Genomic DNA, 21076 nt, shown 5'->3' on the forward strand with positions numbered 1-21076 from the left:
TTTCAGCTGCGGAGGCGGAACCAGGTCGTGGTGCCGCCGCGCTCGGCCTCCACGCCCCATTCGGCGGCGAGCGCCGTCACGATGACCATGCCCCGGCCGTCCTCCGCGAAGGGCTCATCCCGTACGTGCGGCACCTCGCCGCCCGCGCCGTCGTCCCCGACACAGATCTCGACCAAGTCGCCGTCCCGCGCGACGGTGATGGTCACGTGGCCGCCTCGGCCCGACTTCGTGTGCACGACGGCGTTGGTGACCAGCTCACTGGTGCACAGTTCGGCGTCGTCGACGGCCGGATGGGCCTCGCCCATCAGGTCGCGGACGAAGCGCCGGGCGTGGACGACGCACCGCTCGCTGCCCGGAAGCGTCAGAGTTCCCAGCACGATCATCGCCCCCATGACGACTCCTCTCGCCGATGTCGCCGCAAGCATCGTCGCGCCGGGTAATGCGTTCAACACGCTTCGTCAAAGGGGAGTGACGGCGAGGAGCCGATTTGCACATCGCCGATTCGCGTGGCGACGCGACTCGCGCCTGGTCACAATGCCGCCATGGCCACCATCACGCCGACGATCCGGCTGCGCAGGCTGGGTATGGCCCTTCGCGACCACCGCGAAGCGGCCGGCCTCACGTTAGACGACGCCGCCCACGTCCTGATGCGCTCGCCCTCGTCGCTGAGCCGAATCGAGAAGGGCCTGCACCACCTCCCGGTCCGCGACCTGGAGTACATCCTCGGCAAGTATGGCGTCACCGACGCCGCCATCACTGGCCGCCTGTTCGACTGGTGCCGCAACGGCCGTAAGAAGGGCTGGTGGCAGCGCTACGCCACCGACCTCTCCCCCGAAATGATGGACTTCATTGGCCTCGAATCCGATGCCACGTCCATTGATTTCTTCGACGTAATGCTCATCCCCGGATTGCTTCAGACCGAGCAGTACGCTCGCGCGCTGTTCAAAGTCGGCCCGTTCGCGCACCTCTCTGATCGGGTAGAGCGCTTGATCGCCGTGAGGATGAAACGACAAGAGGTCCTCCGCCGAGCGAATCCGCCCCGGGTCCATGCGATCGTTGATGAGGCTGCGGTGAGACGGCTGGTCGGCGGGCCGGCAACCACAAAGAGCCAGCTCCGACGTTTGGTAGAGGCATCCGAGGCATCGAACATGACCCTGCAGGTTCTACCGTTTGCGGTCGGCGAATATCAGGGGATGACAGGCTCGTTCACGATCATGGACATAGCCCCTCCTGGCAGCCTCACACTCGTAACCGTCGATTCGCTGACTTCCATCTCGTACCGCGAGGAAGTTGAAGATGTCCACGTGTACATGACCGCATTCGAACACCTGCGTGCCAAGGCCCTCTCCGAAGACCATTCCCGCGCGATGATCGAGAGGCTAATGTCGAAGCTATGACACAGACCGATCTCACAGCTGCTGCTTGGCGGACGAGCAAGCGCAGCGGCGAGCAAGGCGGGACATGCGTGCAGGTCGCCGCCGTGTGGCGTACCAGCAGCCATAGCGCGGATCAGGGCGGCGAGTGCGTGCAGGTCGCTGTCATACGGCTTTGATTTGAGCTGATGACAGGCCCGCCAACCCACCGGTCAGGCGCGCGGGTCCATGTTCCACGTGGCGGGGAGTTCGGTGTCGCAGAGAGCGCAGTGGAAGTCGTCGTCGCGGACGATGTTCCGCTCGTGGCAGGTCGGGCAGCGGCGGAAGATGACTGGATGGGTGAAGCCGCCCGGGTAGGCGATACCCGCGTGGTCGAGGGCGTCGCGGACCGCTGGCCAGCTCGTGACGTCCGGGCAGTAGCCGGTCGACTGGTTGCTGATCTCATCGACGACCCAGCGGCCCCGCTCGCGGCGGAACGCGACCTCTCCGGCGCCCAGAACCGGGGCTCCGCCCGCGCATGCGACGTGTTCGCTTCGCCTCGGCGCCAGCCGCAACGTTCCACTCAGATCCACGACGTAGGTGAAGGGCTCGTCGAGTTCGGCGTCGCCACGACCGGTCGACCAGGCGGTGAGGTCGTCCGGGGAACGGATCGCACGGCCCTCACCCCCGGGTCGCACCGTGGCGAGAAGGTCGGAGGGGCCCACGTACCGGTAAGTCCGTTCGGTCACCGGACACCACGGCCTGTCAGGCGGACCCGGTCAGCGCGGGTAGCCCCAGCGCCGCTAGGAGCTTGAAGAACTGATCCTCGACCATGACATCGCCGCCGTCGAGGACCGCCGCCACCGCCTCCGCACTCGGCGCGTAACCCGCCTCGACCGCCCATGCCACGGCATGCGGTGCGGCAATGTCGGCGGGCGGCACCAGCTCGTACAGCGGGCGACAGGCCTCGCGATAACGGCTCTGCCAGAACTCGTCGAGGTCGGCAGGGAGTTCTTCGTCGTCATCCACTTCGAGGCACTCGGTGTACTGCGAGTCGAGGTAGTCGATGAGCACCTCCAGCGTCAGCCAGCCGCTCCACCGGCCGGCCAGTGGGCTGTAACCGATCAGCTGGGCGCCGTCGCTGGCCAGCACGATGGCCGCCAGCACCGGCCGACCGGTCTGGGCCAGCACCGACTTCAGCAGGTGTTCCCTGTCGTCCGCACCGGTCATCGGCGGGTGCCAGTCCTCCGGTGCTCGGTGCAGTTGAACCGCCTGCCAGCCGTCCTGGCCCTTGCCGTGCCAAACAATGTGGTCGGCCAGGTCTCGGACACCGTCGAGGTCCGGGAGAGGCCGATCAGCGCGCGCCACCAGGAAGGTTCCCCAAAATCCCATGGCCGGAATTATTGAGCATGGGTGCGACGATCGACGGCGTCCCGACGGATACTGCCGCCGGCGGCAGTGCTCGTACGGGCCGTGGGTGCGGATATTCGGAAGACGCTCCACGAAGTCGCGGGCAGGATGCCGCCTATGAATCGTCAGGAAATCAGCGGGATCGCCCACGGTGACCATCCGATCATGGCTCCTCTCGCCGATGACTCAGTGCGTACGCTGCTCGATCGGGCTCTGCGACGCGGTGACGAGCGGATCCTCGATCTCGGGTGCGGGCAGGGAACCTGGCTGGTACGCGCGCTGGCCGGGCGTCCCGGGCTTCGGGCCGAGGGTGTCGACGTGGACGCCTCGGCGATCGCTCGGGCTCGCAAGGCCGCGAGCGCCGCCGGAGTGGCCGATCGGGTCGTCTTCCATGAAGTGGATGCCGGCGAGTTCACGTCTCCGCACCGATTCGACCTGGTGATCAGCGTCGGTGCCGTGCATGCCTTCGGGCGCCTGATGTCGACGCTCGACGCGGCCGCCCGCCATCTCGCCGCCGGGGGCGGTGTCCTCATCGGCGACGGGTTCTGGGAGCGCCCGCCCGGCCAGGCGACTCTCGACTGCGGCTTCGCCGACGACGAGTACGACAACCTTGCCATGACCGTCGATCACATCCGGTCGCGCGGATGGGTCCTCTTGTACGGGCACGTCAGCACGCAGCAGGAGTGGGACGACTACGAGTGGTCCTGGGCCGGCGCCCTGTCACGGTGGGCCCTCGACCACCCGGAACATCCGGACAGCGGTCAGGCGCTCAAGGCCTCCGACGACCATCGTTCCGCCTGGCTTCACGGCTACCGCGGCACGCTCGGGTTCGCGACCCTGTACCTCCGGCGGACGAATGACGGCTGATGCGGTCTTCGGTGAGCCGAGTTGCGGAACGCGCGGCGGGCGAGGCGCCTCGGGCGCATCGCCCGCCGCCGCTCGTCGAGGGTGGGCCAGCCGCAACTGACACACCGTGAGCGCCTCGGTCTCCTGTCGGGTCTCGTACCGATCGAAGGGCGAACGCTCACGGAAATAGTCTTTAGAAGGCGGCCGAATATCAAGCAGCAACAGTTATTCCTGACCGCGGCCGATGGCCGTCCTGGCGGTGATAGGCGGGCTGTTGCTCGTGGTCTACACCGGCGGGGACGTTCGGCAGGCCGAGATGATGCTGGTCGGCCTGCTGGCCGGCCAGGGCCTGCGTCCCGGCGACCGAACCTGAGGGCGGCTTGCACTCGGCACCGACGATGTCCTGGACCAGTGGCGGCGGACCGCTCCGAAGCCGACGCGGGCCACCGACGAACAGGAGTTCGTGGCGGTGATGCGGGCGTTCCGCAAGTGGGCGGGCGACCACTCCACCCCGCCAGCTCAGCACCTGGTCGAACGGCGCGTTCTCGCACACCACCATCGCCTCGGTGCTCAACGGCAGGACGCGGGCGAAGCTCAGGTACGTGCAGGGCTTCGTCCGCGCCTGCGGCGCCGACGAGCACGAGGTCGCGCTGTGGTCCACCGCCTTCCGCCGGGTGTACGAGGGCCTGCATCTCGCCGAAGAGACGGCGGCTCTCGTTCCCTTGCCGCTCCGGACCGAGGCCGGCTGAACGTACGTTGCGACCTGGGCTCGGGGCCGTCTCCCAACGCCCAGGTGTCAGCCGCCGAGGATGCCGGGGAGCCGGTTCTGGAAGTCCAGCACGCCTGCCCACGTGGGGCGTAGCGCGATGCGTGCCATCCTCGTATCCGGGTGCGAGGCCTGGGCGACGTACCCGGCACCGCCCGCTTCTCCGAGGAAACGGCGTGCCGCCTGCGCCTGCTCAGGCACCATGCCGTCGACCTCGGTGATCGACACCCGGCCGCGCAGGAGGAGCACCTCCGGCGGCTGCGGCTCCGTGTCGATCGTGACGGCCACGGCGGGGTTCGCGCGCAGGGCGCGCAGCCGCGCGGCCGGGCGCGTGATCCCCATCGGCGGGCAGTGGACGTACGTCGCCATCACGAGTTCGCCGCGGGTCCAGACGAACCACGTCGACATCACCCGGGGCGTCCCATCCGTCGCCACGTAGGCGAGCCGAGCCGGGATCGTCGAGTGCAGGAGGCGCTGGGCGGTGTCCGTCTCCAACAGGCGCAGGTCGCCCTGTGCGAGTTCCATGAGTCATCTCCATAGGTCGGTTCGACCGTACTGACCGGAGAGCCGACGTGAACTCATCGCCGTCCTCAAAGGCTCAGCGTCGCACGCGGTAGCGAAGGTGGGTGGCGCGATTGCCCTGGATCACGACTGGGTCGTCGAAGCGGTGCGGGGCGCCGGCCAGGTCGGTGAAGTACGGGATGCCCTTGCCGAGTAGCACCGGTACGAGGCTGACGCAGACCTCGTCCACCAGTCCCAGATCGAGGGCCTGCCGCGCGATGTCGGCGCTCGCGACACTGACGTCTTTCTCGCCGGCGATCTCCTTGGCCCGCGCGACGCCTTCCGCGACGCGGTCGACGAAGGTGGTTCGCGGCCACTTCGCCGCGTTCTGGGGCGCGTTGTGGGTCACGACGACGGCCGGGGCCCCGATCGGGTGACTGTCGTCCCAGCCGTTGGTCAGGTCGAAGAGCCGGCGGCCGCAGACGAGCGCACCGACGCCGGAGAGAATCTCGCGCAGCATCTCCGCGCTGTTCGCGTCGACCTGGAACGACCAGCGCTCGTCGGCACTCGGCACCGTGACGCCGCCGGCGCCGTACCAGCCGAACAGCTCATCGGTCCCGTCCTTCGGGTCGGCGATGTAGCCGTCCAGGGACATCGTCATGTGGGTGTAGACCTTGGCCATGTGGACCTCCCGGTGGGTTCCTCTGCCCAGTGAAACGTCCCAGGCGACCAGAACTCATCGGTCGGCCACTACTTCGGTCCCGTCCCATCCTGTCCAGCGCAGCCAGCCCTCGAAAGTCATCATCTCGGGGTGGATCTCACGGAGGAGTGGAATGTCCCGATCCAGACCGAAGACGTCGCGTGCCTGGAAGAACTGGAACATGGCTGAGTAATCGTGTCCCACATCCGGAATGGAGGATCTCAGGACGTCGAGGGGCACCGGGTTGTATCCGCATGGCGTTCCTGTGACGCGCTCGAAGGTCGCGGCGATCTCTTCGCCGGTGAGGCTGTCTCCCGTGACGGCCAGATCGCGACTGCCCCAGCTCTGCCAGTGCTTGAACATGAAGTCGCTGAACCGGGCGATGTCGTCCAGACCGATCAACGGGTACTTCCCTGTTCCCAGCGGGAGTGAGAACAGCAGCCCGGAACGACCGTCGGGCAGCGGGCCGCGACCCGGCGCGAGCCGCACTCGTAGGTTCTCGAAGTACGGCGATGTCGTCAGGATCGACACGTGTTCGCTGTACCAGCCGTCCTTTTCCTCCCGCATCATCTCCTCCGACCGGAGCAGGTTGATGTGTGCCGCGACCGCGGCCTTGGCGTCGTAGTGCGGGACGGGGATGGCTCCGTTGGTCAGGGTCACAGCGCTGTCGAGCGACGACCAGATGAACCTCTCGACGCCGGCCGCTTTCGCGGCCTCGAGAACGGTGATCCCCTGCCGGTGTTCGCCAAGTACGCTGCCGCTGGAGAAGAAGTCGGTGTTACAGAACACCTGGTCCACATCGGACACAGCCGCGTGGATGCTGCCGGGATCGTCCAGGTGGCCCTGGAGCATCCGGACCCGGCCGCCGCCCCGCGCGAGCAAGTCGGTGGCTCGCTCCGAACGAGGATCGCGGGTGAGCACGGCAACCGTCGCATCCGGTGATTCGAGAAGGCGGGAGACGACCCTGCGTCCCATCGCGCCCGTGCCGCCGATGACGAGTGTGTCACCCATGACTGGTAACCGGTCCTTTCGTTAGATGTCCGAGAACGTGCTCGGCGACCTGCTGGTGCGTGGCGATCCACACGTCGTTGCGCGCCTGCTCGACGTGCTCGAGGATCCGGTCGAACATGCTGGACGGCAGCGGTCTTCCGCCGACGTGTGCGTGCACGGTCAGGTTGAACACCCCAGGACGGGATGCGCCGAGCAGGTGGTCCAGCAGGTCGGCGTGGCTGTCGAGAAAGGCCCGCGGTCCGGCGGCGCCGCGGACGTCGGACAGCTCGCTGTGCATGATCGTGACGAGCGGGCCGGCCGAGGTTGGTATCACCTGGGGCAGTTCGTGGTCGTTGTAGTCCCCCGACCACAAGTAGCCTGACTCGGCCAGCAGCTCCGGAGTGCCTGCGGTGCCGGAGGCACGGGGACTCATCCAGCCGGTCGGACGGACGCCGGTGAGGCTTTCGAGTATCTCGGTGCAGCGGCGGATGTTCGCGCGTTCGGCCGGTACGTCGAGCAGCGCCGGTATGACGTCCTGCGCGTAGGAGTGCGCGGCGATCTCGTGTCCCGCGTCGTGTACGGCCAGCACCGCCTCGGGGAACCGTTCGGCCACCAGACCGTTGACACCGAAGGTGGCGGGCATGCGATGGGATCGCAGGATCTCGAGCAGCCGCCACACCCCGGTCGTGCAACCGTATTCGGACCAGGAGACACTGTGCGGGCAGCCGCCTCAGCGCGGCTGGGGAAGCGTTTCTGCCCAGGGCCAGGGCGTTGCTCCGAGCCGCGGATGAGGCCATCGCCACGGCGCGGGCGGCAGCCGGGCTCGGCAGCGTATCGATCGGATACATGCCAGGCCTCGTCGTCACCGCGGCGACCCGCGAACTGCGTCGCCGGCACCCGGACGCAACAGTGCGGACGGTGTACCTCGGGTGGCGCCGGCCCGCTGAGGCCCTCCTCGACCATCATGTGGACGCGGTCGTCACCCGCCTGCTGTTCCCGGCCGATCGGCTTCAGGTCACGCCGCTCTACGACGAGCCACGCGTCGTGGTCGTCCCCCGCGATCACCGCCTGGCCGGACGGCCGTTCGTCGTCCTCGAGGACATCGCCGACGAACCCTTGCCCCAGGTATCCGGCCTCGACTCCGTGTGCCGCGCCTTCTGGCACCTGGAACCGCGGCCGGACGGCCGTCCCGCTCCCGCCGGGCCCATCATGAACTCGCTGGACGACACGTGGGAGTTCGTAGCCTCCGGCGACACCCTCGCCGTCGCCACCCCCGACCACGTCCAGACCACCCGATCGGATCTGACACTGATCCCTCTGCTCGGGGTCGCCCCGAGCAGAGTCGTGCTGGCGACCCGGGCCGACGACAACGGGCGTCTGGTGGCCGAGTTCCGACAGTGCGCGATCGAACACCTGACGCCACGGACCTGATGACTTGGCTTAAGCGTCAATGACGCCCGATCCGGCCGCGTGCCACTGAGCGCGGTGCGCGGTTCGGATGCCGTCGGCGTGGTGGTGCAGACCGCGATCGACGGTACCGGCCCGGCAGTGGCGATCTCCTTGGCGCGTGCGATGCCTTCCGCGATGCATCGAATTAGGCATTACTCGTAGATGTAAAGCCAGTAAAGGGTTTGATTGGAATACCAAGAATAGAGGCACTTGTACGGGTAACCTTCACGCTCATACTGCTGACCAGCGTCCACGCAGTCAAACTTGGTAGAATAAAGGTTTCCAGTGAAGTGCCATGAAGCCGCATGGGCGGTTTGAGCGGTCATTCCACCGACCGCCATGACGGCGATTCCCGCACTCGCGAGCGCTGCACGTATACGCATATTCAGTTCCTTTTCGATATCCGCATTACCGTCAGAGGCCGACCGACCGCCGGCGAATCCGGTGTAGGGTAACCCGGCCGTATCCCTTGTCGGGATCAGGCGATGAAGTTCTTCGAGTTATTGACGCTTCCGCTCGCACCCCGCGCCAGCGCACCGATCTTCGGGCCTTCAGCATGGGCCGAAACGGCCGAAAGCATTTGCACGCTCAACGACCATCGCCGACAGAGCCAGCTTCTTCCTCAATGGCGACCACGCCTCCTGTGTGTTGCACCCCCCGAGGATATCTTATGAGAAACATATCATACAGATCTCTGATCATACGTGAACGAGATGATGGGGTGTGTGCCCCGACGAGGACCGGTGTCTGCTGGACCGGCCGCTGCGCTCGCTGCCGCCCGAGGATCTGGCGCGGTATGCGGCCAAGGCGTTGAACACCTGGGGCGGTGTCGAGGAGTTCCGCTACTTCGTGCCGCGGCGACGCCTGGAGCTGGTTGGCGACCACCGCTGCGATCCGGCACCTGCACGAGTTCGTGACCGATGAGGTCGAATGGCGTCCGGGCCCGCGGCTCATCCTGTTCTGGGACCGGCACGGTCCCGGATATCGGCAGGTCACCGCGTGGCTGACGGATGGCCGTCTGGCGAACGCCGTCGAGGCCGCGTTCGAGGCCGAGTCGCGGGACGACGTGCTCGAGTTGCTCGCCGGGATCCATGCGGTGCTGGCACCAGCATGATCCAAGGTCGTCTGGGCCCGCCCCGAGGCGGGCCGGGGCGGGCGTCCGGAAGGGTCAGTGAGTGGCGTCGGGGTTCACGCCGACGACGATGGTGGCGAGCAGGCCGTGGGTGATCGGTCCCTTGTGGAGCGGGCGCAGTGTGACCAGGCCGGCCGAGCCTCCGCCCCGGTAGATGCCGTCCTCGTCCAGCGTCGTGCGGTGCGTGGTGTTGATCGCGTACGGCTGGAGCTTGGCGATCCGCTCGGTGACCTTCTCGTCGAAGAAGAACTGGCCCGTGTGGGCCACGTGGCCGCTGGTGTACTTCTTGCCGACGACCTTGCCGCCGATGTGGACCTTGGCGTGGATATGGATGGCCCGACCCATGTACCAGCCGGGATACAGCGTCCGGAACTCCACGACGCCGCGCCGGTCGGTGAGCTGGACGCCCCGGAGGAAGGTGAGCTTGTCGGTCGGCTCGGCGTGGCCTCCGCCGCCGCCCGGCGGCGGGGAGCCGGGCGGAGGTGTCGGCGTGCCGGTGGGCGGGGTGCCGCCGCCCGGACCGCCGCCGTTCGCGCCGCCGATGCCCATGGCCGTGTAGCCGGAGTACTCACCGAGGGCGTCACAGTGCCAGATGTCCAGCGCGGCCCCCGGGATGGGCGCGCAGGTGGTCGCGTCGACGACGGTGGCGCGCAGGATGAGGGGCACGCCCTCCTTGTGCTCGGTGATGTCGCGGCGGAAGAGCTCGTAGTCGAGGTAATAGGGGCCCTCGGTCAGCTCCTGCACCAGCACGCACGCCGGCTTCGGACCGGTGGGCCCGTGGGTGGTGGAGGCACCGGCCGCCGCACGACCCAGCGCGACGATTCCGGCCGCTCCGAGGCCCGCGCCGCCGAGGGCGGTCAGCGCGGCGCGGCGGTTCACCGCGCTGGATTCCGGCGACTGCGTGTGGTCTTCGTGCTCGGTCATGCGTTCGCCACCTTGGGTTGACAACGGCTATGACGATCAGTCGGCCCCCGCGTCGAGCGACGCTATCCGCGCCCCATGAAGATTGGATGAGAACGAACTGAGAACCGTGAGATGTTCGACGCCGCCGTCTGTCGATCCTGCCCGGGGCCGTTCGTATAGAGGGTGAGAGCCGGTCCGGAAGAGGAGCACGCGATGAAGCAATACCTGTTCAGCATCTACCAGCCTTCGGGAGCAGAGCCCCCGGCCGACCTGGAGCGGATCATGCGTGAGGTCGAGGCCTGGCAGCAGGAGCTGCAGGCCGCCGGTGCGTGGGTGTTCACCGGGCGCCTGCACGCCCCGAGCACGGCCACGGTCGTACGGCTCCGCGACGACGAGGTGCTCACGACCGACGGCCCGTTCGCCGAGGGCAAGGAGTACGTCGGCGGCTTCACGGTCGTCCGGGCGGCCGACCTCGACGCCGCACTCGAATGGGCGGGGGCCTTCACCCGCATCACCTCCCTTCCGGTGGAGGTACGGCCGATGCTGGGCGAGGACTGACGTGTCCGCCACCGCGCAGGTCGAGGCGGTCTTCCGCGAGGAGTACGGCCGCGCGGTGGCCGTCCTGGTCCGCGTCTTCGGCGACATCGAACTCGCCGAAGAGGCGGTCCAGGACGCCTTCGCCGAGGCGCTGCGGCGCTGGCCGTCGGCCGGAGCGCCCCCGCGCCCGGCGGGGTGGATCATCACCACCGCCCGCAACCGCGCGATCGACCGGTTGCGCCGTGAGGCGTCCCGCACGGACCGGCACGCGCAGGCCACCCTGCTGCGGACCCCCGACGAACCGGCCGAGGAGGGACCGGTGCGCGACGACCGGCTACGCCTGATCTTCACCTGCTGTCACCCCGCGCTGGCGCCCGCCGCACGGGTGGCGCTGACGCTCCGGCTCCTGGGCGGGCTGACCACCGCGGAGATCGCCCGGGCGTTCCTCGTGCCCGAGGCGACGATGGCCCAGCGCCTGGTCCGGGCCAAGGGCAAGATCCGCGACGCGCGCATCCCGTATCGGATCCCGAAGGATGCGGACCTGCCGGATCGCCTGCGGGCCGTGCTGGCCGTCATCTACCTGATTTTCAACGAGGGGTACGTGGCCGGCTCGGGCGACCGGCTGATCCGCGCGGAGCTGTGCGCGGAGGCGATCCGCCTCGGGCGGTTGCTGGCCGAGCTGATGCCCGACGAGCCGGAGGTGACGGGCCTGCTCGCGTTGATGCTGCTGGTCGAGTCGCGCCGGGCGGCGCGGACCGGACCGGACGGATCCCTGGTCCCGCTGGCCGAGCAGGACCGGAACCGGTGGGACCGCGAGCTGATCGCCGAAGGGCAGGCCCTCGTCCGGCGATGTCTCCGGCGCGACCGGCCGGGGCCGTACCAGATCCAGGCGGCGATCAACGCGGTGCACAGCGACGCGCCGGACGCGGCCGCCACGGACTGGCGGCAGATCCTGGAGCTGTACGACCTGCACCTCGCGCTCGCCCCGAGCCCGGTCGTGGCCCTGAACCGCGCCGTGGCGGTGGCCGAGGTGGAGGGTCCCGGGCCGGCGCTCGCCCTCGTCGACGGCCTGGACCTCGACCGGCACCACCTGTACCACGCCATCCGGGCCGATCTGCTGGGGCGTCTCGGCCGTACCGGCGAGGCGGCCCTGGCGTACGAGGCGGCGATCGCCCGCACCGAGAACACCGCCGAACGCGACTTCCTGCGGCACCGCCGTGCGGTGCTCGGCGGGTGACGCCGGTGCTCCTGGTCGCCCGATCAGGACGCGTTGCGGGTGTCGACACCTGGCTGAGGCGCGCTGGTGTCTCGGCTCTGAATGGCGGCGGCGGCGCGATGCAACTCGTCGAGGACGGTTCGGACGGCCTTTCGTGCGGTGCGCTCAGGGCGGTGGAGTACGTCGATATGGCGCTTGGCGTTCACACCGCTCAGCGGCTTGAGGACCACCGCGGGGTGCGGACGCGAGGTCCAGCGGGGCATCAGTGCCAGGCCACCGCCGGCGGCCACGGCCTCGGCGACCACTGAGAATTCGTTGATGCGGTGGACGACGTCGAGTTGGCGGTTGGCGACGGTGGCGATGGCCTCGATGGTGGCCATCAGCGGGAAGCCGTCGTGAACGGTGATCCAGGGCTGATCGGCCACGTCGCGCGGGAGGAGCTGCCGCTTGGAAGCCAGAGGGTGGTCGGTCGGCAGAGCGACGTCGAGCGGCTCGCGCAGCAGTGTGGCAGCGGTCACGGTGCGCGGCCACGCCGGAGCATGGTCGAGCCGGTGAGCGAGCACGAGATCGTAGTCCCGCGTGAGACGGGGGAAGCGGTCTTGCGCCACGTCCTCGTCGGCAAGAGTCAAGCGGGGACGGCCCGGCCCGGCCAGACCGCGCAGCAGGAGCGGAAAGAACACCGTGGCCGCGCTGTGGAAGGCCGCCACCGACACGTCGCCGTCCGGTTGCTCGGCGAAGTCGGCGATGGTGCGCCGCGCGCGGGCAAGGGCGGTCTCCACCTCGATCGCCGCACCTGCCAAGGCCTGCCCGGCGTCGGTGAGCACAATCCGCCGTCCGGCGCGTTCGGTGAGCGGGACGGGGCTCGAACGTTGCAGTAGTCGCAGCTGCTGTGAAATCGCCGAGGGCGTCACGTGCATGGCCTCGGCGACCGCGCTGACGCTGCCGAGCTCTCCCAGTTCGCGGAGGATCCGCAACTGCCGTTCGTCCACTCGAACAGTGTAGATGAACTAAAGGTTCGTTTCAGAAGTTGGTGGTTGGCTTCATTGTCCTGGTGGTGCACCGTGAGGACGTGCCTGATGCTCGCCGTACCGACGCCGTCCTCCTGCTCGTCGCGCTCGTCTGGGGTTCCAGCTACCTGGCGGCGAAGACGGCCGCTGCTGCCATCCCCGTCCTGGCGCTGCTGTTCGCTCGGTATGCGATTTCCGCGCTCGCCTGTGTCGCCCTCGTCGCCGCTCGTCGCGGATTCCGGCGCTGGACGCGCGAGGAGATCCGAGCCGGGGCGCTGCTGGGAGTCACCCAGGCTGCCGTTCTGGTGCTGGAGACCTACGGGGTGGCGCATACCAGCGCCGCCAACGCCGGGCTGATCATCAGCCTGACCATCGTGCTGACGCCCCTGCTGGACCGGGCCGGCGGCCGCGGCAGGCTGCCGCTGCGGTTCTTTCTCGCCGCCGGCGTCTGTGCCCTGGCCATCGGACTCCTCGTGTCCGGCCGCGGACTGCACGCCCCACAGGTCGGCGATGGGCTGATCCTCGCCGCCGCGGTTGTGCGGGCGGGCCACGTCGCGCTCGTCGGGCGGCTCACCACAGGTCGCACCGTGGATCCGCTGCACCTGACGACCGTCCAAACCCTCGTCGGCTCGGCGCTGTTCCTGGTGCCCGCCCTCGGCGGCCTGCCGGAGCTGGTCCGCAGCAGTGCCACTACCTGGATCCAGCTGATCTATCTCGCCCTGTTCTGCAGCGTGTTCGCCTTCCTGGCGCAGACCTGGGCGGTGCAGCGCACCTCCGCCAGCCGGGCGAGCCTTCTCCTGGGCACCGAACCGATCTGGGCCGTGGCCGCCGGGATCGGTCTCGGTGGCGAACGGCTCACGCTCGTGGCCGCCCTCGGCGCCGCGCTCATGGTCGCCGGAACCTACTGGGGCCAGGCCATCGAACGTGCCCACCGCACGACCGTGAAAGATGACACCCCCTGCCCGGCAACGGCACTTACCGGTTGACGCCCTCCGGAACGTGCGCGGGCGGCGCGCGCGGCGGCTAAGGTGGGCGACCGTGCGCCTCGTCATCGCCCGTTGCAGCGTCGACTACGTCGGCAAGCTCACCGCCCACCTCCCCCTGGCCACGCGGCTGGTCCTGATGAAGGCCGACGGCAGTGTCTCGATCCACGCCGACGACCGCGCGTTCAAGCCGCTCAACTGGATGAACCCGCCGTGCTCCGTCAAGGAGGACGAGGGCCGCTGGACGGTCACGCACGGCAAGTCGGGCGAGCAGCTGATCCTCACGATCGAGGAGATCCTGCACGACTCCAGCCACGAGCTGGGCGTCGACCCGGGACTGCAGAAGGACGGCGTCGAGGCCCACCTGCAGGAGCTGCTGGCCGAGCACATCACGACGCTGGGCGAGGGCTGGAAGCTCATCCGCCGGGAGTACCCCACCGCGATCGGCCCGGTCGACATCCTGTGCCGCGACGACGCGAACGGGACGGTGGCCATCGAGATCAAACGGCGCGGCGAGATCGACGGTGTCGAGCAGCTCACCCGCTACCTCGACCTGCTGAACCGCGACCCGCTCCTGGCGCCCGTCCGCGGGATCTTCGCCGCACAGGAGATCAAGCCGCAGGCGCGGGTGCTCGCCGAGGACCGCGGCATCGGCTGCGTCACCTTGGACTACGACGCGCTGCGCGGCATCGAGCGGGACGGCACGCTCTTCTGACTCCAGCGAAATAGCTGACAGAAGGTGGCAGTCTTCGCCGCCATGCTGGTCGCATGAACAAGCGAGCAGAAGGCACCTTCACCCTCGACACCTGGGACGCCGAGAACCCGTACGACGAGCGCGACGGGGTCACGTTCACGCGTGTCCATGTCGACAAGACGTTCAGCGGCGGCCTCGTCGGCACCAGCACCGCCGAGCTGATCACCGTCGTCACCGAGAACCCCGCCGCTTACGTCGGCGTCGAGCGGTTCCAGGGCGCACTGGACGGCCGTACGGGCGGGTTCGTGCTCCAGCACAACGCGGGCGGCGAGGACGGCAAGCCGTGGCTGACCTGGAAGATCGTGGAGACGAGCGGCACCGGCGACCTCAAGGGGATCAAGGGCGAGGGCCAGATCATCATCCTTGAGGACGGCGGCCACTCCTACACGCTCGACTACGAGGTGGGCTGAGGACCCGTCAGCGCTTGTCGCGCTGGCCCTCGGCGAGCGCCTGGGTCAGCTTGTCCGCGCCGGCCCGCCGCTGAAGCCGGGCGAACAGGCTCGGAGCCAGGCCGCCCAGCACCACCCCGACGCGGACGGGCAGCGGGGCCACGTCGAGTTCGGCGCGGTCGCGCTCGATGGCGTGGGTCACCGCGCGGGCGACGTCGCCGGGCGTGCTGGTGCCCACGCCCGGCGGCAGGTCCACCCCGGCGTCGGCGAACATCCCGGCGTCCCGGATGAATCCCGGGTAGATCGCCGAGACGCCGACGCCGTGCGGGTGCAGGTCCTCGCGGAGACCGAGGGCGAAACCGCGCAGCCCGAACTTGGTCGCGTTGTACAGCGCCGTGCCTCCCGACGCGACCTTGCCCGCGATCGACGAGACGAAGACCAGGTGTCCGCGCCTGCGCGAGGTCATCTCCTCGGCCGCCAGGCGGGCCATGACCATCGGCACGCGCAGGTTGACGTCCAGGACACGGTCGATGTCCTCGACGGAGAAGTCGGTGAGGGGCCCGCTGGCGGGCAGCCCGGCGTTGGCGACGAGGATGTCGACCGGCCCGGCCTCCTCCAGCACGCGGGCGGCTCCGTCCCGGTCGGTGAGGTCGGCGACGATCGACCGGCCGTCGAGCTCCGCGGCGAGGGATTCGAGCACGTCGGCGCGGCGTCCGGTGAGCACCACCGACGCGCCGCGGCCGGCGAGTTCGCGTGCGATGGCCTGGCCGATGCCCCCGGTCGCCCCGGTGATGAGGGCGGTCGCCTTAGCGATCTTCATGCGGGCATCGTGCCACGTCAGGCCGTAGTTTCAACAGATGTCGCGGCGCAGCGGGCCCGTGCCTCGTCGATCATCCGGTACCGCACGCCGTACCGGAGCGTGCGGATGAGGGCGTGGCCGGCGATCCGGGTCGCGTGCGGAAAGGGCGGGCGCCCGCCGAGGAGGGTGAGCGCCCAGTCCGGGAGCCCGGGCCGAACAGCCCGGGGTCGCCGGGCGGGTCGGTGTACTGCTCGCCCGGCAGGTGCGCGGCGGCCAGCATCGCCCAGAACGCCTCATCGATCGACGTACGCGGATTCATACAGCCTCCTCGGGACGCGACGACCACGTTACGCCGTTTGCGACAAGAAGCAATATTCGTATCATGTGTCGCGTCTCACGAGACCGGTACCCTGCGAGGCATGCCGCAGGCCACCACCGACGTCCGGGAGCGGGTCGTCAACGCCGCCGAGCACTGCTTCGCGCGGTACGGCGTCGGTAAGACGACCGTCGAGGACATCGCGGCCGCGGCGGGGCTGTCCCGGGCGACCGTCTACCGCAGCTTCGCCGGCGGGCGTGACGAGGTGATCCTCGCCGTCCTCCTCCGCGACATGCGCCGCTTCCTCGACCGGCTGGCCGCCCGGCTCGGCACGCAGACCTCGGTCTCCGACGGCATCGTCGAAGGGGTCGTCGACGCGGTCGCGTTCGTGCGCGGCGAGCCGCGGGTGGCGGCCCTGCTCACCCCGGAGGCCGCCGGGCACACCCAGACCGCCATCGCCGGGGCCGCCGAGCACGTCCTGCGCCTGTGCGCCGACCGCGTGCGGCCGTACTTCACGACGGCCCAGCGTGAGGGTCTGCTCCGCGCGGACATTACGGTGGACGGCGCGGTGGAGTTCCTCTTCCGGATCATCTCCTCGATGATCGCCCTCCCCCGTGACGGGGACCCCCGGGAGTTCCTGCGCACCTATGTCGTCCCCGCCCTCGTAGAGAGCAGATAGATGTCCGATGTAAGCGCGGTGCGGTCCGCCGTACGGCCCAGCCCGGCGTTCCTCTTCGTCCTCGGCCTGTTCGCGCTGTCCGGCCTGGCGGTCTGGCGGTACGGCATAAGCCCGGACCGGACCGCCCGGCTGTTCCTGTTCGTGTTCGTCGTCAGCGGCTGGATCGTGTCGTTGTGCCTGCATGAGTTCGGGCACGCGTTCTTCGCCTACAGGTCGGGTGACCGGAGCGTCGCGACCAAGGGCTACCTGACGCTCAACCCGCTGAAGTACGGCGACATCACGCTGAGCTTCCTGCTGCCCGTGCTGTTCGTGCTGCTCGGCGGGATCGGTCTCCCGGGCGGCGCCGTCTACATCGACCGGGGGGCGATCCCCGGGAGGATCCGGCACAGCCTCATCTCGGCGGCCGGGCCGATCGCCAACCTCCTCTTCGCGATCATCCTCGGCGTCGTCATCACCAACCTGGCCAAGGACCCGGCACACCTGCTGTTCTGGACCGGCGCGGCATTCCTGGCGTTCCTGCAGGTCACCGCGGCCGTGCTGAACCTGCTGCCGGTACCCGGCCTGGACGGCTTCGGGATCGTCGAGCCGTACCTGCCGCGCAGCTGGGTCGCGCAGGCGGACCGGATCGGCGGCTACGCCTTCATGGCGCTGCTCGCCCTGCTGTGGATCCCCGCGGTCAACGAGCAGTTCTTCTCGCTCGTCTACCACCTCACCGACCTGTTCGGCATCGACCAGGACCTCGTCTCGGTCGGGCACGGGCTGTTCCGGTTCTGGGAGAACGTCAGCTTCGCGGGCTGAGTCCCGCTGAAGCCTCGTGTCCACCGAACGGTGGACACGGGAATCACCGGACCGCCGATCCCGGACCGGCCCCGCCGCCACGACGCTGGAGGCATGAACGACACGGCGGTGCGGGTCCGCGACCTGCGCAAGCGATACGGCGACGTCGACGCGGTGAACGGCGTCGACCTGGACATCTTCCGCGGCGAGGTGTTCGCCCTGCTCGGCCCCAACGGCGCGGGCAAGAGCACCACGGTCGAGATCCTCGAAGGACACCGGCGGCGGACCGGCGGTGAGGTCTCCGTCCTCGGGACCGACCCCGGGAAGCCGACCCGGGAGTGGCGCACCCGGCTCGGCATCGTGCTGCAGACCTCGAACGAGCAGCCGGAGCTGAGCGTCCGGGAGATCGTCCGGCACTTCGCGGGCTACTACCCCCGCCCCCGGAACGTCGACGAGGTGATCGAGGCGGTCGGCCTCACCGAGAAGGCCGGGGCGCGGCTGGCGCACCTGTCCGGCGGCCAGCGCCGGCGGGTCGACGTGGCGCTCGGCATCATCGGCGGCCCGGAGCTGCTGTTCCTCGACGAGCCGACGACCGGGTTCGACCCGGACGCGCGCCGGCAGTTCTGGAAGCTCATCGAAGGGCTCGCGCACGACGGCACGACCATCCTCCTGACCACCCACTACCTGGACGAGGCGGAGGCGCTCGCGGACCGCGTCGGCGTCATCGCCGACGGCCGGGTCCTCGAGGTCGGCTCGCCGATGAAGCTGGGCGGCCGGGCCAACGCGACCGCGCGGGTCGGCTGGTTCGGGCCGGAGGGGCGACAGTCCATCGCGACGGACTGCCCCACGCAGGTGGTGGCCGAGCTGAGCCACAAGTTCGGCGGCGAGGTGCCGGGGCTGACCGTCGCCCGTCCCACCCTCGAGGACGTCTACCTCGCCATGATCGGAGAAGCGCGATGACCACCCCCGCCATGCCGTCCACGCTGCAGATCGGGCTGTCCCGCGGGAGCCTCGAGCTGAGGGGCTACTTCCGCGAGAAGTCGGCCGTGGCGTTCACGCTCGCCATGCCCGTCATGCTGATGCTGATCTTCGGCATGATCTTCAAGGGAAAGGTCGGCAATACGGGCGTGGACTTCCGGCAGTACTTCGCGGCCGGGATCATCGCCAGCGGCATCATGTCGACGACGTTCGTCAGCCTGGGCATCTCCATCGCGCAGGAACGCGACGACGGCACGCTCAAGCGGCTGTACGGCACGCCGATGCCCAAGGCGGCGTACTTCCTCGGCAAGACCGTGCTGGCGCTGACGCTGTCGGTGCTGGAGACCGTCATCCTCTTCGTGCTCGGGAACCTCCTGTTCGGGCTGAAGCCGCCGAGCACGCCGGAGCGCTGGCTCACGTTCGCCTGGGTCTTCGTCGCCGGAGTCGCCGTCTGCACGCTGCTCGGCATCGCGATCAGCAGCGTGCCGCGTTCGGGGCGGGGCGCGGCGGCCGTGCTCAACCTGCCGTACATCGTCCTGCAGTTCATCTCCGGCGTGTACTTCACCTTCGCCGACCTGCCCTCCGGCGTCCAGCACGTCGGCGCGCTCTTCCCGCTCAAGTGGATCAGCCAGGGCCTGCGGTCGGCGCTGCTGCCGGACGCCCTGCTGGCGTCCGAGCCCGCGCACTCCTGGGAGCACGGGCGCACCGGACTGGTGCTGGCGGCCTGGGGTGCCGCAGGCTTGACCCTGTGCCTGACGACATTCCGCTGGAAACGGCGCCGCGACGGATGACGACCAAGGACGCGTGGGACTGGGGACTGGGCCGGTGGGAGGCGTACTTCGGCCTGGTCCTCGTCTCCACGCTCATGTACGTGCTGGCGGTCGAGCCGGCGAGCAGGAGCGTGCCGACCGCCGTGCTCCTGCTCGCCCTGGTGCCGTGGTACTTCTTCTTCGGCCGCCGGCTCCTCCGGCGGGACTGCCCCGGCCCGATGACGTACGTCTACGTGGCAGGGATGATCGTGCTGTGCTCCGCGGCGGCGCTCGTCGCCCCGGAGAGCTCGCTCGTGCTGTTCGCCGCGTCCCCGCAGTGCTTCATGCTGATGCGCTGGCAGTCCAGCGTCGTCGCGTTGGTGTTCCTCAACGCGATCCCCGCGCTGCGGTTCCTCCGCGGCGGCCCGGACGCCGGTTCGATCGCGGTGTTCCTGGTCTGGACGGTGGTGGTCATCGGCTTCTCGGCGTTCTTCGGCCTCTGGATCGAGCGGATCATCCAGCAGAGCAGGGAGCGCCGGGAGCTGATCGCGCAACTGGAGGCGACGCGGGCGGAGCTGGCCGAGGTCAGCCGGGAGGCCGGTGTGATGGCCGAGCGCGAGCGGATGGCCGGGGAGATCCACGACACGCTCGCGCAGGGCTTCACGAGCATCCTGATGCTGCTGCAGGCGGCCGACGCGTACGTCGGGCGCGACCCGGAGGCGGCGCGACGGCAGGTCGGCCTGGCGGCGCGCACCGCGCGGGAGAACCTCGCCGAGGCCCGTGCGCTGGTGGCCGCCCTGCCGCCCGCACCGCTCGGCGGGTCCTCGCTGGATGAGGCCGTGGAGCGGCTGGCGGAGCGGCTCCGCGAGGAGCTGGGGGTGACGGCCGACTACACGCTGACCGGCGAGCCGCGACGGCTGACGGCCGGAGCCGAGGTCGTGCTGCTGCGCGTCGCCCAGGAGAGCCTGTCCAACGTCCGCAAGCACGCGAAGGCCGATCGGGTCGAGGTCGGCCTGGCATACGCGGCGGAGTCGGTGCGCCTCGAGGTACGCGATGACGGCGTCGGTTTCACGCCGGGCGCGTCGCACGGATTCGGGCTGCACGGCATGCGCGAACGCGTCGGCCAGGTCGGCGGCACCCTCGACGTACGGAGCGAGCCCGGAGCGGGAACCGCGGTCGTGGTGGAGGTGCCGGCGTGATCAAGGTGTTGCTGGTCGACGACCACCCGGTCGTCCGTGAGGGGCTGCGCGGCATGCTGTCGGCCGAGGACGACCTGACGGTCGTGGCCGAGGCCGGAGGCGCCGCCGAGGCGGTCGCGGCGGTACGGGCGCACGAACCGGACGTCGTGCTGATGGACCTGCGCATGCCGGGCGGGGACGGCGTGGAGGCGACCGCGCGGGTGCTCGTCCAGCGCCCGCAGACCCGCGTCGTGGTGCTGACGACGTACGACACGGACGCCGACATCCTGCGCGCCGTCGAGGCGGGCGCCGCGGGCTACCTGCTCAAGGACGCCTCGCGGCACGACCTCGCGCAGGCCGTACGCGCGGCGGCGCGCGGCGAGACGGTCCTGGCACCGTCGGTGGCGGCCAAGCTCGTGTCCCGGATGCGCTCGCCGGTGGAGCTGACGCGCCGGGAGATCGACGTGCTGCGACTCGTCGCCCGCGGCCGTACGAACGCCGAGATCGGCAAGGAACTCCTGATCAGCGAGGCGACGGTGAAGACGCACCTGCTGCGGGCGTTCGGCAAACTCGGGGTCTCCGACCGGACCGCCGCGGTGACCGCGGCGCTCGAACGCGGCATCCTGCCTCCACCCGGCCGAAACGGGTAACTTACGAGGAAACCG

At 69.4% G+C, this 21076-nt stretch carries 28 protein-coding genes and 1 pseudogene; 18 read left to right on the forward strand and 11 right to left on the reverse strand.

Annotated features, from left to right (window positions below; genetic code table 11):
• Positions 1-2: 2 nt before the first annotated feature.
• Positions 3-392: an ATP-binding protein gene (locus AB0I04_RS35905; protein WP_360894936.1), complete on the reverse strand. Its 390-nt coding sequence runs from the start codon at positions 390-392 to the stop codon at positions 3-5.
• Between the two features lie 150 nt (positions 393-542).
• Here AB0I04_RS35905 and AB0I04_RS35910 point away from each other — a divergent pair, with 150 nt between their 5' ends.
• Positions 543-1397 carry a helix-turn-helix transcriptional regulator gene (locus tag AB0I04_RS35910; RefSeq protein ID WP_360894939.1) on the forward strand — a complete coding sequence of 285 codons (855 nt, stop codon included), beginning with the start codon at positions 543-545 and terminating at the stop codon, positions 1395-1397.
• 188 nt (positions 1398-1585) lie between these two features.
• On the opposite strand, the gene AB0I04_RS35915 is transcribed toward AB0I04_RS35910, so the two are convergent.
• On the reverse strand, positions 1586-2101 hold the full coding sequence (locus AB0I04_RS35915; protein ID WP_360894941.1) for a hypothetical protein: 516 nt from the start codon (positions 2099-2101) through the stop codon (positions 1586-1588).
• 16 nt (positions 2102-2117) lie between these two features.
• Positions 2118-2744: a hypothetical protein gene (locus AB0I04_RS35920; protein WP_360894944.1), complete on the reverse strand. Its 627-nt coding sequence runs from the start codon at positions 2742-2744 to the stop codon at positions 2118-2120.
• A gap of 135 nt (positions 2745-2879) precedes the next feature.
• On the opposite strand from AB0I04_RS35920, the gene AB0I04_RS35925 reads away from it, so the two are divergent.
• From AB0I04_RS35925 to AB0I04_RS35935, 3 genes are all read left to right on the forward strand, one after another.
• On the forward strand, positions 2880-3629 hold the full coding sequence (locus tag AB0I04_RS35925) for a class I SAM-dependent methyltransferase (RefSeq protein ID WP_360894947.1): 750 nt from the start codon (positions 2880-2882) through the stop codon (positions 3627-3629).
• Positions 3630-3852: 223 nt separating this feature from the next.
• On the forward strand, positions 3853-3981 hold the full coding sequence (locus tag AB0I04_RS35930) for a hypothetical protein (RefSeq protein ID WP_360894949.1): 129 nt from the start codon (positions 3853-3855) through the stop codon (positions 3979-3981).
• A gap of 193 nt (positions 3982-4174) precedes the next feature.
• Positions 4175-4357, forward strand: a complete 183-nt coding sequence (locus AB0I04_RS35935; RefSeq protein WP_360894952.1) for a hypothetical protein — start codon at positions 4175-4177, stop codon at positions 4355-4357.
• 47 nt (positions 4358-4404) lie between these two features.
• Here AB0I04_RS35935 and AB0I04_RS35940 read toward each other — a convergent pair whose 3' ends face one another.
• The 4 genes and pseudogenes from AB0I04_RS35940 to AB0I04_RS35955 all read right to left on the reverse strand — a co-directional run.
• Positions 4405-4899 carry a pyridoxamine 5'-phosphate oxidase gene (locus AB0I04_RS35940; RefSeq protein ID WP_360894954.1) on the reverse strand — a complete coding sequence of 165 codons (495 nt, stop codon included), beginning with the start codon at positions 4897-4899 and terminating at the stop codon, positions 4405-4407.
• Positions 4900-4972: 73 nt separating this feature from the next.
• Entirely contained in the window at positions 4973-5557 is a 585-nt protein-coding gene (locus AB0I04_RS35945) for a dihydrofolate reductase family protein (RefSeq protein ID WP_360894957.1), read from the reverse strand.
• A 54-nt stretch (positions 5558-5611) separates the two neighbouring features.
• Positions 5612-6586: an NmrA/HSCARG family protein gene (locus AB0I04_RS35950; protein WP_360894960.1), complete on the reverse strand. Its 975-nt coding sequence runs from the start codon at positions 6584-6586 to the stop codon at positions 5612-5614.
• A pseudogene (locus AB0I04_RS35955) lies at positions 6579-7247 on the reverse strand (polysaccharide deacetylase family protein); the annotation flags it as partial. The pseudogene AB0I04_RS35955 and the gene AB0I04_RS35950, both read right to left, overlap by 8 nt.
• Before the next feature lie 89 nt (positions 7248-7336).
• On the opposite strand from AB0I04_RS35955, the gene AB0I04_RS35960 reads away from it, so the two are divergent.
• The 3 genes from AB0I04_RS35960 to AB0I04_RS35970 all read left to right on the forward strand — a co-directional run bounded on the left by AB0I04_RS35960 (position 7337) and on the right by AB0I04_RS35970 (position 9128).
• Positions 7337-7996 (forward strand): LysR family transcriptional regulator substrate-binding protein, encoded by a 660-nt coding sequence (locus AB0I04_RS35960; protein ID WP_360894963.1) that lies wholly within the window; start codon positions 7337-7339, stop codon positions 7994-7996.
• A 741-nt stretch (positions 7997-8737) separates the two neighbouring features.
• The gene (locus tag AB0I04_RS35965) at positions 8738-8938 is read left to right on the forward strand and encodes a hypothetical protein (protein ID WP_360894966.1); all 201 of its coding nucleotides are present in this window, start codon (positions 8738-8740) and stop codon (positions 8936-8938) included.
• On the forward strand, positions 8889-9128 hold the full coding sequence (locus tag AB0I04_RS35970) for a hypothetical protein (protein ID WP_360894969.1): 240 nt from the start codon (positions 8889-8891) through the stop codon (positions 9126-9128). The genes AB0I04_RS35965 and AB0I04_RS35970 overlap by 50 nt, the downstream gene beginning before the upstream one ends.
• 54 nt (positions 9129-9182) lie before the next feature.
• Here AB0I04_RS35970 and AB0I04_RS35975 read toward each other — a convergent pair whose 3' ends face one another.
• Positions 9183-10070, reverse strand: coding sequence for an intradiol ring-cleavage dioxygenase (locus AB0I04_RS35975; protein ID WP_360894970.1), 888 nt, complete (start codon positions 10068-10070; stop codon positions 9183-9185).
• A gap of 192 nt (positions 10071-10262) precedes the next feature.
• On the opposite strand from AB0I04_RS35975, the gene AB0I04_RS35980 reads away from it, so the two are divergent.
• Together AB0I04_RS35980 and AB0I04_RS35985 are read left to right on the forward strand one after the other, a co-directional pair.
• Positions 10263-10607 carry a YciI family protein gene (locus tag AB0I04_RS35980; RefSeq protein ID WP_360894973.1) on the forward strand — a complete coding sequence of 115 codons (345 nt, stop codon included), beginning with the start codon at positions 10263-10265 and terminating at the stop codon, positions 10605-10607.
• Between the two features lies 1 nt (position 10608).
• The gene (locus AB0I04_RS35985) at positions 10609-11823 is read left to right on the forward strand and encodes an RNA polymerase sigma factor (RefSeq protein ID WP_360894976.1); all 1215 of its coding nucleotides are present in this window, start codon (positions 10609-10611) and stop codon (positions 11821-11823) included.
• Positions 11824-11846: 23 nt separating this feature from the next.
• On the opposite strand, the gene AB0I04_RS35990 is transcribed toward AB0I04_RS35985, so the two are convergent.
• Entirely contained in the window at positions 11847-12791 is a 945-nt protein-coding gene (locus tag AB0I04_RS35990; RefSeq protein ID WP_360894979.1) for a LysR family transcriptional regulator, read from the reverse strand.
• Positions 12792-12871: 80 nt separating this feature from the next.
• On the opposite strand from AB0I04_RS35990, the gene AB0I04_RS35995 reads away from it, so the two are divergent.
• From AB0I04_RS35995 to AB0I04_RS36005, 3 genes are read left to right on the forward strand one after another with little or no spacing between them, the layout of a single operon-like run.
• A complete protein-coding gene (locus AB0I04_RS35995) occupies positions 12872-13795 on the forward strand; it encodes a DMT family transporter (RefSeq protein WP_360894982.1) in 924 nt (307 codons plus the stop codon).
• A 52-nt stretch (positions 13796-13847) separates the two neighbouring features.
• Positions 13848-14507: an endonuclease NucS gene (nucS, locus tag AB0I04_RS36000; protein WP_360894985.1), complete on the forward strand. Its 660-nt coding sequence runs from the start codon at positions 13848-13850 to the stop codon at positions 14505-14507.
• A 53-nt stretch (positions 14508-14560) separates the two neighbouring features.
• Positions 14561-14956, forward strand: coding sequence for a DUF3224 domain-containing protein (locus AB0I04_RS36005; protein ID WP_360894987.1), 396 nt, complete (start codon positions 14561-14563; stop codon positions 14954-14956).
• Positions 14957-14963: 7 nt separating this feature from the next.
• Here AB0I04_RS36005 and AB0I04_RS36010 read toward each other — a convergent pair whose 3' ends face one another.
• Positions 14964-15755, reverse strand: coding sequence for an SDR family NAD(P)-dependent oxidoreductase (locus AB0I04_RS36010; protein WP_360894990.1), 792 nt, complete (start codon positions 15753-15755; stop codon positions 14964-14966).
• Positions 15756-15825: 70 nt separating this feature from the next.
• A complete protein-coding gene (locus tag AB0I04_RS36015; RefSeq protein ID WP_360894993.1) occupies positions 15826-16053 on the reverse strand; it encodes a hypothetical protein in 228 nt (75 codons plus the stop codon).
• A 100-nt stretch (positions 16054-16153) separates the two neighbouring features.
• Between AB0I04_RS36015 and AB0I04_RS36020 the strand changes: the two genes are divergently transcribed.
• The 6 genes from AB0I04_RS36020 (at position 16154) to AB0I04_RS36045 (ending at position 21061) form a co-directional block, all read left to right on the forward strand.
• On the forward strand, positions 16154-16729 hold the full coding sequence (locus AB0I04_RS36020) for a TetR/AcrR family transcriptional regulator (protein ID WP_360894996.1): 576 nt from the start codon (positions 16154-16156) through the stop codon (positions 16727-16729).
• Positions 16730-17527 (forward strand): site-2 protease family protein, encoded by a 798-nt coding sequence (locus AB0I04_RS36025; RefSeq protein WP_360894999.1) that lies wholly within the window; start codon positions 16730-16732, stop codon positions 17525-17527. It abuts the gene before it with no gap.
• A gap of 93 nt (positions 17528-17620) precedes the next feature.
• Positions 17621-18466, forward strand: coding sequence for an ABC transporter ATP-binding protein (locus AB0I04_RS36030; protein WP_360895001.1), 846 nt, complete (start codon positions 17621-17623; stop codon positions 18464-18466).
• Positions 18463-19275 (forward strand): ABC transporter permease, encoded by an 813-nt coding sequence (locus AB0I04_RS36035; protein WP_360895004.1) that lies wholly within the window; start codon positions 18463-18465, stop codon positions 19273-19275. The genes AB0I04_RS36030 and AB0I04_RS36035 overlap by 4 nt, the downstream gene beginning before the upstream one ends.
• On the forward strand, positions 19233-20432 hold the full coding sequence (locus tag AB0I04_RS36040; protein ID WP_360895008.1) for a sensor histidine kinase: 1200 nt from the start codon (positions 19233-19235) through the stop codon (positions 20430-20432). Before AB0I04_RS36035 ends, AB0I04_RS36040 begins: the two co-directional genes overlap by 43 nt.
• Positions 20429-21061, forward strand: coding sequence for a response regulator transcription factor (locus AB0I04_RS36045; RefSeq protein WP_360895011.1), 633 nt, complete (start codon positions 20429-20431; stop codon positions 21059-21061). The genes AB0I04_RS36040 and AB0I04_RS36045 overlap by 4 nt, the downstream gene beginning before the upstream one ends.
• Positions 21062-21076 lie beyond the last annotated feature (15 nt).

The organism is Actinoallomurus sp. NPDC050550 (assembly GCF_040655075.1).
In the GTDB taxonomy this organism is placed as follows: Bacteria; Actinomycetota; Actinomycetes; order Streptosporangiales; family Streptosporangiaceae; genus Actinoallomurus.

Bases quoted from the DNA above. Each gene is read 5' to 3' on its own strand.
- AB0I04_RS35905 (WP_360894936.1), bottom strand. From the start codon at position 392: ATGGGGGCGATGATCGTGCTGGGAACTCTGACGCTTCCGGGCAGCGAG.
- AB0I04_RS35910 (WP_360894939.1), top strand. From the start codon at position 543: ATGGCCACCATCACGCCGACGATCCGGCTGCGCAGGCTGGGTATGGCC.
- AB0I04_RS35920 (WP_360894944.1), bottom strand. From the start codon at position 2,744: ATGGGATTTTGGGGAACCTTCCTGGTGGCGCGCGCTGATCGGCCTCTC.
- AB0I04_RS35925 (WP_360894947.1), top strand. From the start codon at position 2,880: ATGAATCGTCAGGAAATCAGCGGGATCGCCCACGGTGACCATCCGATC.
- AB0I04_RS35930 (WP_360894949.1), top strand. From the start codon at position 3,853: ATGGCCGTCCTGGCGGTGATAGGCGGGCTGTTGCTCGTGGTCTACACC.
- AB0I04_RS35940 (WP_360894954.1), bottom strand. From the start codon at position 4,899: ATGGAACTCGCACAGGGCGACCTGCGCCTGTTGGAGACGGACACCGCC.
- AB0I04_RS35945 (WP_360894957.1), bottom strand. From the start codon at position 5,557: ATGGCCAAGGTCTACACCCACATGACGATGTCCCTGGACGGCTACATC.
- AB0I04_RS35950 (WP_360894960.1), bottom strand. From the start codon at position 6,586: ATGGGTGACACACTCGTCATCGGCGGCACGGGCGCGATGGGACGCAGG.
- AB0I04_RS35975 (WP_360894970.1), bottom strand. From the start codon at position 10,070: ATGACCGAGCACGAAGACCACACGCAGTCGCCGGAATCCAGCGCGGTG.
- AB0I04_RS35980 (WP_360894973.1), top strand. From the start codon at position 10,263: ATGAAGCAATACCTGTTCAGCATCTACCAGCCTTCGGGAGCAGAGCCC.
- AB0I04_RS36005 (WP_360894987.1), top strand. From the start codon at position 14,561: ATGAACAAGCGAGCAGAAGGCACCTTCACCCTCGACACCTGGGACGCC.
- AB0I04_RS36010 (WP_360894990.1), bottom strand. From the start codon at position 15,755: ATGAAGATCGCTAAGGCGACCGCCCTCATCACCGGGGCGACCGGGGGC.
- AB0I04_RS36015 (WP_360894993.1), bottom strand. From the start codon at position 16,053: ATGAATCCGCGTACGTCGATCGATGAGGCGTTCTGGGCGATGCTGGCC.
- AB0I04_RS36020 (WP_360894996.1), top strand. From the start codon at position 16,154: ATGCCGCAGGCCACCACCGACGTCCGGGAGCGGGTCGTCAACGCCGCC.
- AB0I04_RS36025 (WP_360894999.1), top strand. From the start codon at position 16,730: ATGTCCGATGTAAGCGCGGTGCGGTCCGCCGTACGGCCCAGCCCGGCG.
- AB0I04_RS36030 (WP_360895001.1), top strand. From the start codon at position 17,621: ATGAACGACACGGCGGTGCGGGTCCGCGACCTGCGCAAGCGATACGGC.
- AB0I04_RS36035 (WP_360895004.1), top strand. From the start codon at position 18,463: ATGACCACCCCCGCCATGCCGTCCACGCTGCAGATCGGGCTGTCCCGC.